The sequence below is a fragment of the Ensifer sp. GW823-FHT05D09 genome, assembly GCF_058795755.1.
On record NZ_JBXAIA010000003.1, the window covers coordinates 308,291 to 322,421 of the forward strand.

The following is a 14,131-nucleotide window of genomic DNA, read 5'->3' on the forward strand; positions in this document are numbered from 1 at the left end:
TCACGCGACGCACAGGATTGTCAGCGCGTCAGGCGCTTGTAGGTGACGCGCTTCGGGTTGACCGAATCCGGGCCGAGGCGGCGGATCTTGTCCTTCTCGTAGTCTTCGAAGTTGCCTTCGAACCATTCGACCTGGCTGTCGCCCTCGAAGGCGAGGATATGGGTCGCCAGGCGGTCGAGGAACATGCGGTCGTGGCTGATGATAACAGCGCAACCGGCAAAGTTTTCGAGCGCGATCTCAAGTGCCGCCAGCGTCTCGGTGTCGAGGTCGTTGGTCGGTTCGTCGAGCAGCAGCACGTTGCCGCCATTCTTCAGCATCTTGGCGAGGTGAACGCGGTTGCGCTGACCACCCGAGAGATTGCCGACCTTCTGCTGCTGGTCGCCGCCCTTGAAGTTGAATGTCGAGCAATAGGCGCGCGAGTTCATTTCGTATTTGCCGAGCTTGATGACTTCGGCGCCGCCGGAAATTTCTTCCCAGACGGTCTTGTTGCCGTCGAGCGCGTCGCGGCTCTGGTCGACATAGCCCAGATGCACCGTGTCGCCGATACGGATCGAGCCGCTGTCTGGCTGTTCCTGACCGGTGATCATGCGGAACAGCGTCGTCTTACCGGCGCCGTTCGGACCGATGATGCCGACGATGCCGCCCGGCGGCAACTTCAGCGATAGACCGTCGATCAGGAGGCGGTCGCCATAGCCCTTGGTGACGCCGTCCATTTCGATGACCACCTGACCGAGACGCTCGCCGACCGGGATGATGATCTGCGCATCACCAGGACGCTGGTTTTCCGCCGCGTTGACCAGTTCGTCATAGGAGCGGATACGCGCCTTCGACTTGGCCTGGCGGGCCTTCGGGCTGGAGGCGATCCATTCCTGTTCGCGGGCGATCGCCTTCTGGCGGGACGCTTCTTCGCGGCCTTCCTGCTGCATGCGTTTGGCCTTGGCGATCAGGTAGGCCGAATAGTTGCCTTCGTAGGGAATGCTGCGGCCGCGGTCGAGCTCGAGAATCCAGCCGGTGACGTTGTCGAGGAAGTAACGGTCGTGGGTGATCATCAGCACGGCGCCGGGATATTCGCGCAGGTGCTTTTCGAGCCAGGCGATCGTCTCGGCGTCGAGGTGGTTGGTCGGTTCGTCGAGCAGCAGCAGGTCGGGCTGCGACAGAAGCAGCTTGCAGAGTGCGATACGGCGCTTTTCACCGCCCGAAAGGCTGGTGACATCGGCATCACCAGGCGGGCAGCGCAGCGCTTCCATCGCCATTTCGACCTGGCTTTCCAGATCCCAGAGGTTCTGGCTGTCGATGATGTCCTGAAGCTTTGCGCCCTCTTCCGCCGTCTCGTCGGAATAGTTCATCATCAGCTCGTTGTAGCGCTCGACGATCGCGGTCTTGGCGGCGACGCCTTCCATGGCGTTTTCGAGCACGGTCTTGGTCGGGTCGAGCTGCGGCTCCTGCGGCAGGTAGCCGATGGTCGCGCCTTCGGCGATCCAGGCCTCGCCGGTGTATTCCTTGTCGAGGCCGGCCATGATGCGCAGCACGGTCGACTTACCGGCGCCGTTCGGGCCGAGGATACCGATCTTCGCGTCCGGGTAGAACGACAGATGAACGTTCTCCAGGACCTTCTTAGCGCCGTAGGACTTATTGAGCCCGGCCATATGATAGATGAACTGACGTGCCATAAAGGAAAGCTCCGCATGGAAGGAAATTTGCCCGCTATGTAGGCGAATTAGTGCAAAGGGGCAATCGCCAAAGGCGCTTGCCCCTGCCTATCCCATGCCAGTGAGGCTTGTCAGCCGCTATCCTCGGCCAGCCGCGTCGGCAAAGCCCTTGGCGCATTTGAACTCCGTCGGCCCCGCCGCCTGGATCAGCGGCGTGAGGCCGGATTTGCCCGAGATGTCTCCAGTCAGCCCGATCGTCAGGCCGGTGATGACGCTGCGCCCCGCGACGGTCTGGCAGCGCATACGCACCCGATCGCCGGCACCTTGGCCAAAGCTCTGGTCGAACGCCTGCTTGATCGCCGTCTCGTCGAGCTCTGAGCCGATGCGTCCTCTGAAGAGCGCGCCCACGGCCGACCGGTTGAGCTCCTCGAGCATGCGAAGCTGCGCGGCAAAATAGTCGTCGACCGTACCCCCCTGGCAGGTTCCGCTGCGCAACCATTGATGACGGTCGAGCCCGGATTGGACACCGGGCATCGCGATCAGCAGCCGCGCAGCGGTATCATCAGCCATGGCAAGCTTCGGCAGATCGAGCCAATCACCCTTGCGGTCTTGGCTGCGCATCTCGGCCGCCACGCCGCAATAGCTCTTGCGCAACGGCCAAAGCCCATGCAGCGACAGGTTGGTGGCATCGAACCGTTCCGCCGTCTGGCTGGCGCATTCCTTGCGCTCAGGCCGCGTCTCGCAGAAGCCCGGCTGCCAGCTGACGGCGAGCACGTAGTCCGTTCGGGACGAGCCACTATCCGCTCCAGCGTTGACCTTCTCCTGCGCCAAGGCAAAGGACGACGGGGCAAGCAGCATCGCCATCGCCATCGCAACAATTGTCATTGGACTTGATATCGCTTTACTCCAACATGCCATGACACTCTCCCGATAAAACAAAACGGGAACAAATATCGCTCAAAACGGGAAAATTGCAACTGGTAATTACAGGTCCGGGAAATCGCTTGTGACCTCATGCGTAGAGATCACCAAGCAGCGATTGCCTTTCCCATGCAAATCGATTTGATATCGGCAAAGCTGACGATTGGTCCGGGAGAAGGCATGTTCGGGCAGGTGAGGACGCATCAAAGCCCGACAGGCGCTACCTTGAGCTGGCGCCACTTTCCGGCAACGATCGACGCGCGCGGCATTGTTCTTGTCAGCCACGGGCTTGCCGAACATTCCGGCCGCTACGCCCGTTTCGCGGAAGTGATGGCCGCCCACGGCTTCCACGTCTACGCCCATGACCATCGCGGCCACGGTGCGACCCGCGCGCCGGATGCGCCGCTTGCGATGTTCTCGAACCGGGATGGCCTCGACAAGGTGTTTGCCGACATCAAGGCGATGCGCGCCCTTGCGACTGCCGCCCATCCGGGCCTGCCGGTCATTCTCTTCGGCCATTCCATGGGCGGGCTGATTGCGCTCAACGCTGCCGAGACCGATCCTGATCTCTATGACGCGCTTGCTGTCTGGAACTCGAATTTCCGTCCGGGCATTGCCGGGCGCGGCGGCCAATTGATCCTGAAGATCGAAAAGGCGCTCAAGGGCTCGGATGTGCCGAGCCCGCTACTCTCCAAGCTCACCTTCGGCGCCTGGGGTCAGGCGATCAAGGATCGCAAGACCGATTCCGACTGGCTGTCGCGCGACGAGGCGGAAGTGGCGAAATATATCGCCGACCCGCTTTGCGGCTTCGACGCGACAGTATCGCTGTGGCTGGACCTGATGCGGCTCGCCTTTGCCGGCGCGCGCGCAGACCGGCTGGCGCGCCTGCCGGCCAACCTGCCCGTCCATCTCGTCGGCGGCAGCGCCGACCCCTCGACCGAAAATGGCGGCGCCATTCGCTGGCTCGGCAGCCAAATGAAGGCGCGCGGCATGACGAATGTGTCGGTGACCATTCACGAGGGCATGCGCCACGAGACGCTCAACGAGATCGGCCGCGAGAAGGCGACCGCGGATTTTGCGGCCTGGTGCCAATCCGCCGTCGACAGGTCCGCCGCCAAGGCTGCGGCCGACAAGGTCGCCGTCGGCAAGAGGTCCTGACCCGAAATCACCATGGCAGACATGTCCCTCCCCAAGACCGCCAATGCCAACGACCGCATCTCCTTCGGCCTGACGCTGATGGTGCTTTCGGTGCTCCTGTCGCCGCTGATCGACATTTTCGCCAAGCTCGCGATCGCAACCGTGCCGTCGGCGCAGATCACCGCCGTGCGCTTCATCCTGCAGGTCGTTTTCATCCTGCCGATCGTCGTGGTGCGCGGCAGCCTGTTCGACCTTACCTGGCGCAAGACCGGGCTGCATGCGCTGCGCGGCGGCCTGCTTGTCGTCACCATGCTCTCCTTCATCACCACGCTGAAGGTGATGGAGGTGGCCGATGCCATCGCCATCTTCTTCGTCGAGCCGATCATCCTCACCATCCTCGGCAGCATCTTCCTGAAGGAAACCATCGGCTGGCGGCGCTACACCGCCTGCGCCGTCGGTTTCCTCGGCGCGCTGCTCGTCATCCAGCCGAGCATGCAGGAAGTGGGGCTGATCGCGCTGCTGCCGATCGTCGCCGCCTTCGGCCTTGCCGTGTTCCTGCTGGTGACGCGCATGGTGGCGCAGAACGAAGACCCGTGGTCGATGCAGTTCCATGCCGGCATCTGGGGCGGACTTTTCTGCCTCGTTCTGCTGTGGCTGGGCGAAGGCACCGGATCCGCTGTTCTCGATCCGGTGTGGCCCGAGGGCAATGCCTGGTACTACCTGCTCGGCGTCGGCGTCACCGCCACCATTTCGGGCGTGCTCGGCGTCTATGCCTATCGCTCGGCCCCTGCTTCCGTGCTGGCGCCGCTGCAATATCTTGAAATCGTCTCGGCGACGATCTTCGGTTGGCTCGTCTTCGGCGACCTGCCCGACGCGCTGAAATGGCTGGGCATTTCCATCATCATCGGCTCCGGTCTCTACATCATCTGGCGGGAGCGCCGGATCGACAAGACTGCGAGCATCGCTCCGGTTTCGCCGGCAATCTGAAATAAGCAATCTGAAAACAAAAGAATGACTATCGGGAGGAAAACATGAAAACTGGAGGTCAGCTCGTCGTCGACGCACTCGTCGCCAACGGCGTCAAGCGTATCGCCTGCGTACCCGGCGAAAGCTATCTGGCGGTGCTGGATGCGCTCTATGACACCGACATCGATGTCGTCGTCTGCCGCCAGGAGGGAGGCGCTGCGATGATGGCCGATGCCTGGGGCCGCCTCTCAGGCGAGCCCGGCATCTGCATGGTCACGCGCGGCCCCGGCGCCACCAATGCGTCCGCCGGCCTGCATGTCGCCAAGCAGGACTCCATCCCGATGATCCTGTTCATCGGCCAGGTGCAGAGCGAGGCGCGCGAGCGCGAAGCCTTCCAGGAGATCGAGTATCGCCGCGCCTTCACCGAAGTCGCCAAATGGGTCGGCGAGATCGATGATCCCGCCCGCATCCCGGAATTCGTCACCCGCGCCTTTGCGGTCGCAACCTCCGGCCGGCCGGGCCCCGTCGTGCTGACGCTGCCTGAGGACATGCTGACCCGCAGCGCCGATGCGCCGGCGGCAAAGGCCTACCAGCCGGTCGAGGGCCATCCTGGCCCCTCCCAGATCAAGACGCTTGGCGCGCTCCTCGAAGGCGCCAAGCGCCCGATCGCCATCCTTGGAGGCACGCGCTGGACGGCGGCGAGCGTCGCCGAATTCCAACGCTTCGCCGAGCGCTGGAGCCTGCCGGTCGGCTGCTCCTTCCGCCGCCAGATGCTGTTCGACCATCTGCATCCGAATTACGCCGGCGATGTCGGCATCGGCATCAACCCGGCGCTGGCGAAGGAAATCAAGGAAGCCGATCTCGTGCTTCTCGTCGGCGGGCGCTTCTCCGAAATGCCCTCGTCCGGCTACACGCTGATGGATAGCCCGTACCCGCGACAGACGCTGGTTCATGTGCATCCGGATGCCGCCGAACTCGGCCGCGTCTACCGATCGGAACTGCCGATCGCCGCCAGCCCGCGCGATTTCGTTTCCGCCCTCGAAGGCCTTGCGCCGGCAGCCGAACCGGTCTGGTCGGCGCGCACAAGGGCGATGCACGAAGGCTATCTCAAGTGGTCGACACCGCCGGAAACCGGCCCCGGCGACGTGCAGATGGGCCCGATCATGAACTGGATCGAGGCGAACACGCCTGAGGACACGATCTTTACCAACGGCGCCGGCAACTACGCCACCTGGGTGCATCGCTTCCACCGCTTCCGCCGGTATGCGACGCAGGCAGCGCCAGCGTCGGGCTCGATGGGCTACGGCCTTCCGGCAGCGGTTGCCGCCAAGCACCTGCATCCGGAGCGCGAAGTCATCTGCTTTGCCGGCGACGGCTGCTTCCTGATGCACGGCCAGGAGTTCGCGACAGCGGTGCGCTACCGCCTGCCGATCATCACCGTCGTCGTCAACAACGGCATCTACGGCACGATCCGCATGCACCAGGAGCGCGACTACCCCGGCCGCGTCAGCGCCACGGACCTGACCAATCCTGATTTTGCCGCCCTTGCCCGCGCCTATGGCGGCCACGGCGAGACAGTTGAAAAGACGGAAGAGTTCGCCGATGCGTTCCTGCGCGCCCGCGCCAGCGGCAAGCCGGCGATCATCGAGATCAAGCTCGATCCGGAAGCGATTACCCCGACGCGCACGCTGAGCGAGATCAGGAACGGCTAAGCGGGTTCTTCTCTCCAGGAAGGTTCAATCACGGCGCAGACACGCTGTGGCTGGATTCCTGTGCTTGTCACAGGAATCCAGCTTCCTACTCCTCCAGCCACTCGGTCGCAAACGCGCCGGCCACGTGCAGGTCGGTTGTCTCCAGTCGCCCGGGTCCGAGGTTCTCGAATTTGTGCGCCACGTTGGCCGGCGCCACGACGATCTGGCCGGCTTCGGCCTCGACCTTGCGATCGCCGACGGTAAACAGCGCACGTCCGGTGCGAATGATGAACGTCTCGGCATAGGGATGGCGGTGCAGCTTCGGGCCGCCACCGATCTTGTCGGTGGTAAAGAACACCACCGAGACGTCGGCGCCATAGGCGCCGCCCTGGAATTCGCCCTGCCAGACATCGGGCTTTTCAGCCCACTGCTCGCGCTCAATCAGATGTACTGCCGCCATACCGTCTCCTCCGCCATTCGACCGTTCGAACCGCGGACGAGCCGGCAACCCCGGGGACGCAAGGCGTCATGGGGCGCAACGCACCCCTATGCTGCAGAGAGCCGGCTCAGCCGCGAATATGCTGTGTCTGCTGGAAGACCGCCGTCGAACGGGCGCCGGAGCGGCAATAGCCGAGCATCGGCCGCTGAAATTCGTCGAGCGCGTCGACCATCTTTTGAACCGCGTCCGCCGTCACGCCCATCGGGCCGACGGGGATATGCATGGTTTCGATGCCCAGCTCCTGCGCGCGCGCTGCGATGGAATCGAAGGTCGGCTGGTCCGGTGCCTCGAAATCGGGGCGGTGGCAGACGATGGACTTGAAGCCAAGCGCCTTGATCTGGTCGAGGTCCTCGACCGTGATCTGGCCGGAAACCGAGTATTCGTCGTTGATCGGGCGGATGTCCATGGCAGCTTTACCCTTGAAAAAACCTGAGGCGACTGATGTAGGCCCGGTGCCCGTCGGCGTCAATTCCAAACGCTTGGGTCAGGCAACGCCGAAAGCAACCGCATAGGTCTGCGTTTGGCCTGGCTCGAGCAGTTTCAGCTCACCGGCAGCGCCGAGCTCCGGCCGCTTGGCCAGCCGATGCGACGCAGGCTCGATGCTGATGACGTCGGCTACCCCACGCTGGCAGCGCCACATCTGCAAAAAAGGCAGCGTATCGGCGCGAAAGCGCACTGTCAGCCGCTTACCGCCGGCAAGCGGGGCAAGCGTCACATCCGACCAACCATCCGCCTCCACCTCTGCCGGAATGCAGAAATGCGCACTTTCCCCCTCGCCGAAGCGCCAGCCGCGCTCCCGCTCGGCAAAGGACGGGCTGATGATCCGGGTATCGTCTCTGACCAGCCTGCCGGCAATATTGAGGTGGTACATCATCATCGGTGGAAAGGCGCGGGCGCCAGTGTTGGTAAGCCTGTCTTCCAGCATCACCTCGTGCCGGTCGGCGTCCACATGCCAGCGCCGCTCCAGCAGCGCATGCCCACCATCGGCAAGGTTTACTTCGACCGTCGCGATGCAAAGGGTGCTGTCCGCAGACATGTGCGTGTGCTTGACCGGCGTGCCGGCAAGTGAACCGTGAAGCGGGTAACGCGCGCCGTCTGCGCCAGCGGCAATCGGCTCGGGATGGCGGATGTGCTCCGGACCGCAAGTGAAGAGAAAGCCGGAAAGCGCCCTGTCGATGCGCGGGTCTCCATCGGACGGGATCGCCGCCCCCGGTGAAAGGTCGACGCCATCGACGACGAAAGCGGCGATGTCGAGCGCCGACGACCGGTCGAACAGGATGTGATTCTCCTGTGCGTCGTCAGGTGCATCAAATCTCGTTCGCATGCACCGGCCCTCCACCTCCAACCCACGGGAATCACAGCGATCACAAAGACATGATAGCCGATGGGGGCTGTTTTTCATCGGTTGAAAGCTGGTATGGCTGCGCCTAGATAGAATTTAACCGCTTATTCATGATGAATTCATTTTTTTCACATTAACGTCGAAATCGGAATGTACCGCGCCACATCAACCACCATGAGAACAGGTTTTATCGTGACGTCAGCGACCCGCACCGGCCTCTCGCTCCTCGCCGCAGCCGGCTTCCTCGCCGTGGATCTTGCATCCGCCTTTGCTCAGGAAGGCTACGGCCGCAATCGGCGTGGCAATGGCGACGTGATGCTGGTGACGCCGGAAGGCGAAATCCTCGACTACATGCCGGGGTCCGACGAAGTGCGCACCATGCGCGACCGTCGCGGCCGCACCGTGCTGGTCGACAACTGGGGCAATGTGGTCGCGACCGTCGTGCCATCAGAAGGGTATGGTGCCTATCGGCGCCAGCAGGAAGCAGATGTCTATTCCAACCGTCGCACCCGCGATCGCGGTTACGGCTATTCCGAGCCCGGCGATGTCACCGGGTCCATTCCCGATTACCGCGACCCGGCCTATCGCGACGTGGTGCCGCCTTCCGTCGAGCGCAACGAACTGCCCAACAGCCTGCCCGGCTTGATCGACGGCGACGAACAGGCGGCGATCGACCCGCAATACGACCAGCCGATGAGGCAGTCGATGCCGCCGGCCATCTCGGTCAAGTCCAAGTCGCGCGCCGAAATTACCGCGCTGCAGGTATTCCTCGACCGCGAAGGTTTTTCGCCCGGCGTCATCGACGGCAAGATGGGCTCGAACGTCACCAAGGCGATCGAGGCCTTTCAGCAATCGACCGGCGAAACGCTCGACCCGAACAATACCGAGGACATCCTCGAGCGGCTGCGCATGAACGGCGGCCTGCCGATCACCAGCTACACCATCACGGCCGCCGACGCCTCCGGCCCATACGTCGCCTCGATCCCCGACGACTACGCCCACAAGGCGATGTTGCCGCACATGTCCTTCACCTCGACGACGGAAATGCTCGGCGAGAAGTTCCACATGGACGAGACCTATCTGCGCGAGCTCAACCCGGGCGTCGACTTCACCATTCCCGGCACGATCATCAAGGTCATCAACCCCGGCGAAAACCGCAAGGAAAAGGTCGCGCGCATTGTCGCCGACAAGGCCCGCAAGCAGGTTCTGGCCTATGACGCCGCCGACAAGCTGGTCGCCGCCTACCCGGCAACGATCGGCTCGTCCGACACGCCGTCACCATCGGGCACCGTCAATGTCGAGCGCATCGCGCTCAATCCCGGCTACACCTACAACCCGAAGATCAACTTCAAGCAGGGCGACAACGACAAGATCCTGACGCTGCAGCCGGGGCCGAACGGCCCGGTCGGCACGGTCTGGATCGCGCTATCGAGGCCGACCTACGGCATTCACGGCACGCCGGAACCCTCGAAGATCGGCAAGACCCAGAGCCACGGCTGCGTGCGCCTGACCAATTGGGACGCGACCGAACTCGCCAAGATGGTCAGCGTCGGCGTCACGGTCGAGTTCGTCGATTGAGACGTCATATCTGAGCGATCTTGGGGCCTGTCGTGAGCTTGAGCCTTGCGCAGGCGTCAGACCACGAGAAGCGTCTAGAGCGCGTCTTGCTCAAAAGGCATCCCCGCCTCCCTCATTCCGGCCTCGTGCCGGAATCCAGCGACCTGACGTCCGTCAGGTCGAAAGACCTTTCATGCCGAAGACCTGGGATGGTCCCGCAGTTCCTGCGGAACTGCGGGACCCCTGTGACAAGCAAAGAAATGTGGTGCCTTATGCTCTTCCTAAGCCTTCATTGCGATCGGCCGACGACACAGAGCGACACCGTCCCAAGCCCTTATGTCGTCACATGCGCAACGGCGCCTCAGTCGGTGCCTCGGCACGGATATCTCCAACGCCCCAGAATCCCTCACGAATCCCTTGAAAACGCAGCTTTTTGTGCACTGCGTCACCCAATTGGGGGAGTGACTCCGACATGCCTGCGTTGAAAATGGCCCTGTCTGCCCAGGGACTTCTTGGTCAGGCTATTTTTATCGGAACCCATAGGGCCGGTGCGGCGGACCACCGTCCCGGCAAAGACATTTACACCCGACTACTCCACCGACACGACCCAGACCGCGGCCGCCCACGAACCGGCTGCGGTCATTTTTTTTGCAGGGGTACCCTGCACCATGCTGCAAGGCGCCCGGTCGTCACGACCTGATAGAAGCCATCATGACCTCATGAAACATTGTCATGAGAAATTTGAAGGCATTGGTCCTATCACTTAGCCACCTCTAAATTTCAGACCTTACCGAAGGAATGTCCGCTATGGCGACCGAGCGCACCCTGCCCAACCTCTGGCATGCGACGGCGCCGGCAGCGCCGGAGACCCGGCCGCTTGGCCGCGACCTGACAACGGACGTCGCCATCATCGGCGGCGGCTTCACCGGTCTTTCGGCAGCCCTTCACCTTGCCGAAAAAGGCGTGAAGGCGCCCGTCATTGAGGCGAAGATGATCGGCTTCGGCGGCTCCGGCCGCAATGTCGGCCTTGTCAATGCCGGCATGTGGGTGAAGCCCGACGACCTGATCGCGACGCTCGGTGCCGACGCCGGCAACCGCCTGCTCGGCGAACTCGGCGACGGCCCTGCCATGGTCTATGCCCTCGTCGAGAAGCACGGCATCGCCTGCGAAGCCGTTCGCAACGGCACCCTGCACATGGCCGTCGGCGCCGAGGGCCTGAAGGATATCAGCGACCGCGAAGCCCAGTGGAAAAAGCGCGGCGCGCCGGTCGAGGTTCTCTCGGCCGAGCGGGCGGCAACGCTCTCCGGTGCCAAAGGCTTCTCCGGCGCGCTCCTCGACCGCCGCGCCGGCACGATCCAGCCGCTTGCCTATGCCCGCGGCCTTGCCCGCGCAGCGCTTGCCGCCGGCGCCGAGATCTACACCGACACGCCGCTTAGAGGCGCCGAGCGGCAGGGCGAGACCTGGGTGCTGAAGGCGGGTGACAATACCGTCAAGGCCAAGCAGGTGATCCTCGCCACCAATGCCTATGGCGGCATGTTCGCCGAGGCGCCCTGGCAGCAGCACACGCAGGAACTGACGATCCTGCCCTACTTCCAGTTCGCCACCAATCCGCTGCCGGAAAAGGTTGCAAATCGCATCCTGCCGGAGCGCCAGGGCACCTGGGACACCGGCCTCGTAATGACCTCGTTCCGCATGGACCAGCAGAACCGGCTGATCTTCGGCTCGATCGGCCGGCTCGATGCGATCGCCGAAGGCACGCACCGCGCCTTCGCCGCCCGCTCCGTGCGCAAGCTCTTCCCCTATATCGGCGATTTCCGCTTCGAATACTGGTGGGACGGCCGCATCGGCATGACGACCAACAACCTGCCGGCCATGCATACGCTGGCGCCAAACGTCTTTTCCGTCAGCGGCTACAACGGCCGCGGCATCGCGCCGGGCACCGTCTTCGGCAAGGCGCTCGCCAACCACGTCACCGGCCAGACCTCGGCAATCCCCCTTGCCGAAACGCCTGTTACCCCCGACAGCTGGCGCACCGTCAAATCCGCCTTCTACCATGCCGGCGCGCAGGCGAAGCACCTGGTCGACCACCGGTTTTGAACGATCTCAGTAGGTCGGCGCGACCGCGTCGCCGAGATAGAGAGCTGATCTGCTGAACATGCTCCATGCAGGCACGCATCGAGCCGCTGGCGGTACCCACTCTCCCCGTTATCCTCGAGCCTGCCCCGAGGATCCATGTCGCGCCACGCGAACAATCATCTGTTCTTGATGAACCGAGGATCCACAGGCCCCGCGCGGAGCTCGCAGATCTGTCGAGGACCACAGAGCTGGATCCTCGGGTCAAGTCCGAGGATGACACTTTGAAAGCTTGGGCCTCACGGCCCCGTGCCAATGGCCAAGCCCGACGTAGCAACTGCGAGACCAAATCATGCCGACAACGCGTGGGTGAAGTCGGAACAGACCGTGCGCTTCACCGACAGTCCAACTGCGCAAACAACAAGACGCCACAAAAAAACGCCCCGGACCGGGATGGTTCGAGGCGTCAATGCTTCATACTTTGCTGTCCGGTTCAGGCCGCGCGGCGATAGCCGGATCCGGTGCCGACGTGAACCTGGGTGGATGTCTGGAACGCCTTCAGCTTCAGTGCGATCTGCTCTGATTCCACCGTCAGTGCCTGGCTTGCGGCATTGGCCTCTTCGACCATGGCGGCGTTCTGCTGGGTGATCTGGTCCATCTGGCCGATCGCCGTGTTGACCGCCTGCAGACCTTGCGCCTGCTCGGCGGTGCTGGCGCGGATATTGCCGAAGACCGAGCTGACTTCCACCACCTGCGAGACGATCTGCTGCAGCGACTGGGCAACCTGGTTGACCGAGTTGACGCCATCGTCAACCTGGCCGCGCGACTTGGCGATCAGGCCCTGGATGTCCTTGGCCGCATCGGCGCAGCGCTGGGCAAGCGCCCGCACTTCGGAGGCGACAACGGCAAAGCCCCTGCCCGCCTCGCCGGCACGCGCCGCCTCGATGCCGGCGTTGAGCGCCAGCAGATTGGTCTGGAAGGCTATCTCGTCGATGACGTCGACGATGCGGGCAATGCTTGCCGACGACGTCTGGATTTCCTGCATCACCTCGATCGCGTGGGTGACGATCTCGCCGCTCTGCTCGGCGTTGGCACGGGCGGCAATCACAGTCGAATTCGCCTGGTCGGCACCCTCGGCGGTCTGCTTGACCGTGCGCGTCACCTGCTCGACGGCAGCCGCGGTTTCTTCAAGGTTTGCCGCCTGGCGTTCTGTGCGCTTGGCGAGGTCGTCGGCTGCGGCCGCAATCTCCTTGGCGCTCAGATGGATCTGGCTGGCGCCGGCCTCGATGCCGCCGATCGCGCGGGCAAGCTCGCTGATCGCATGGTTGAAGTTTTCGCCCAGCTCTTCGTAAGCCACGGGAAGGTCAGCGGCGATGCGCGCCGTCAGGTCACCGTCGGAGATCTTCTTCAGCGCGACACCGAAGGTCTGGCTGACGAGTTTGCGTTCGGTCGCGAGCACCTCTTCCTGCACGGCGCGCTGCTTGGTGACGTCCGAGGCGTCCATATAGACGGAGATCGACAGGTCCATGTCGAGGAACATGCCCTTGACGAGGCTCGACAGCATCGCGCTCATGTCTTCGGCCGAGGTCTTCTGGCTGGAGAACAGGCCGCCCTTCGGCCAATGCTCCTTGACGATTTCGGTGATCAGATGTTCGGCGATCAGCGCATAGCCGCCGATGTACCAGCGCGGCTCAAGCCCGATGCGGGCATGCACCTGGCCGATGGTGCGGACCTTCGCACCGTATTCGTCGTTGAAATTGCCGTCGGCGATGTTGGCCCAGTGGCCGACCTGCGCCCCCTTGGCGCGGTTGATATGCGCGTCCGACGAGAAGAAGCGGTTCGTCTCCGGTGTCTTCTTCACCCGGGCGTAGAACTTGTCGAGCGCCGGCGCCATTTCCTTTTCCAGGATCGGCTTCAGGGCCCTCAGGCTCGCCTTGGCCGCATCATCAAGCGCCATGAAATTGAGACGACCGGCAATGTCTTCCTTGCCGGCAGCGACGTGTTCCGTTTTCATGCGCGACTTCCCTGCATGCTCTTGCTGGATCATGGAAGCTGGACGGGAGACCGGGCGAACGAGGTCAGATCCACAATCCTTGCCGCAATCATGGCGGCTATCTGCCCCCAGGCAAAAGCCATGAGCTGCAGTCACTTTCCATCAGCACTCGTATAAGCCCATGGTAAAGGAAGCCTTACGGGAAACAGCCATTTCGAGTAACCCGCACGCGCTTCAACCGGAATTGACGAACATCAATTCCGGTTGTTCAAAGTCTTCAAGGCATGTGGCGTCGGGGCCTGA

General features: G+C 63.1%; 11 protein-coding genes. 5 read left to right on the forward strand and 6 right to left on the reverse strand.

Annotated features, from left to right (window positions below):
• Positions 1-20 precede the first annotated feature (20 nt).
• The gene (gene ettA, locus AC1Q80_RS11830) at positions 21-1,670 is read right to left on the reverse strand and encodes an energy-dependent translational throttle protein EttA (protein ID WP_173420631.1); all 1,650 of its coding nucleotides are present in this window, start codon (positions 1,668-1,670) and stop codon (positions 21-23) included.
• 117 nt (positions 1,671-1,787) lie between these two features.
• On the reverse strand, positions 1,788-2,534 hold the full coding sequence (locus AC1Q80_RS11835; protein ID WP_492360545.1) for a ribonuclease T2: 747 nt from the start codon (positions 2,532-2,534) through the stop codon (positions 1,788-1,790).
• Between the two features lie 216 nt (positions 2,535-2,750).
• Between AC1Q80_RS11835 and AC1Q80_RS11840 the strand changes: the two genes are divergently transcribed.
• Genes AC1Q80_RS11840 through AC1Q80_RS11850 form a run of 3 tightly spaced genes read left to right on the forward strand, consistent with a single transcriptional unit; the run spans position 2,751 to position 6,385 of the window.
• Positions 2,751-3,728, forward strand: coding sequence for an alpha/beta fold hydrolase (locus AC1Q80_RS11840; RefSeq protein WP_492360795.1), 978 nt, complete (start codon positions 2,751-2,753; stop codon positions 3,726-3,728).
• A gap of 12 nt (positions 3,729-3,740) precedes the next feature.
• Complete coding sequence (locus tag AC1Q80_RS11845) at positions 3,741-4,694, forward strand: DMT family transporter (protein ID WP_492360546.1); 954 nt, start codon at positions 3,741-3,743, stop codon at positions 4,692-4,694.
• 44 nt (positions 4,695-4,738) lie between these two features.
• Complete coding sequence (locus tag AC1Q80_RS11850; RefSeq protein WP_492360547.1) at positions 4,739-6,385, forward strand: thiamine pyrophosphate-binding protein; 1,647 nt, start codon at positions 4,739-4,741, stop codon at positions 6,383-6,385.
• 85 nt (positions 6,386-6,470) lie between these two features.
• Here the strand turns inward: AC1Q80_RS11850 and AC1Q80_RS11855 are convergent, their stop codons facing one another.
• The 3 genes from AC1Q80_RS11855 to AC1Q80_RS11865 all read right to left on the reverse strand — a co-directional run bounded on the left by AC1Q80_RS11855 (position 6,471) and on the right by AC1Q80_RS11865 (position 8,187).
• Positions 6,471-6,824, reverse strand: coding sequence for a cupin domain-containing protein (locus AC1Q80_RS11855; protein ID WP_492360548.1), 354 nt, complete (start codon positions 6,822-6,824; stop codon positions 6,471-6,473).
• Between the two features lie 106 nt (positions 6,825-6,930).
• Positions 6,931-7,269: a protein tyrosine phosphatase family protein gene (locus tag AC1Q80_RS11860; RefSeq protein ID WP_025427758.1), complete on the reverse strand. Its 339-nt coding sequence runs from the start codon at positions 7,267-7,269 to the stop codon at positions 6,931-6,933.
• A 78-nt stretch (positions 7,270-7,347) separates the two neighbouring features.
• Positions 7,348-8,187: a DUF4432 family protein gene (locus tag AC1Q80_RS11865; RefSeq protein ID WP_492360549.1), complete on the reverse strand. Its 840-nt coding sequence runs from the start codon at positions 8,185-8,187 to the stop codon at positions 7,348-7,350.
• A 168-nt stretch (positions 8,188-8,355) separates the two neighbouring features.
• Here AC1Q80_RS11865 and AC1Q80_RS11870 point away from each other — a divergent pair, with 168 nt between their 5' ends.
• On the forward strand, positions 8,356-9,783 hold the full coding sequence (locus tag AC1Q80_RS11870; protein WP_492360550.1) for a L,D-transpeptidase family protein: 1,428 nt from the start codon (positions 8,356-8,358) through the stop codon (positions 9,781-9,783).
• 786 nt (positions 9,784-10,569) lie between these two features.
• Positions 10,570-11,859 (forward strand): NAD(P)/FAD-dependent oxidoreductase, encoded by a 1,290-nt coding sequence (locus tag AC1Q80_RS11875; RefSeq protein ID WP_492360551.1) that lies wholly within the window; start codon positions 10,570-10,572, stop codon positions 11,857-11,859.
• Between the two features lie 469 nt (positions 11,860-12,328).
• On the opposite strand, the gene AC1Q80_RS11880 is transcribed toward AC1Q80_RS11875, so the two are convergent.
• Positions 12,329-13,849 (reverse strand): methyl-accepting chemotaxis protein, encoded by a 1,521-nt coding sequence (locus AC1Q80_RS11880; protein WP_492360552.1) that lies wholly within the window; start codon positions 13,847-13,849, stop codon positions 12,329-12,331.
• Positions 13,850-14,131 lie beyond the last annotated feature (282 nt).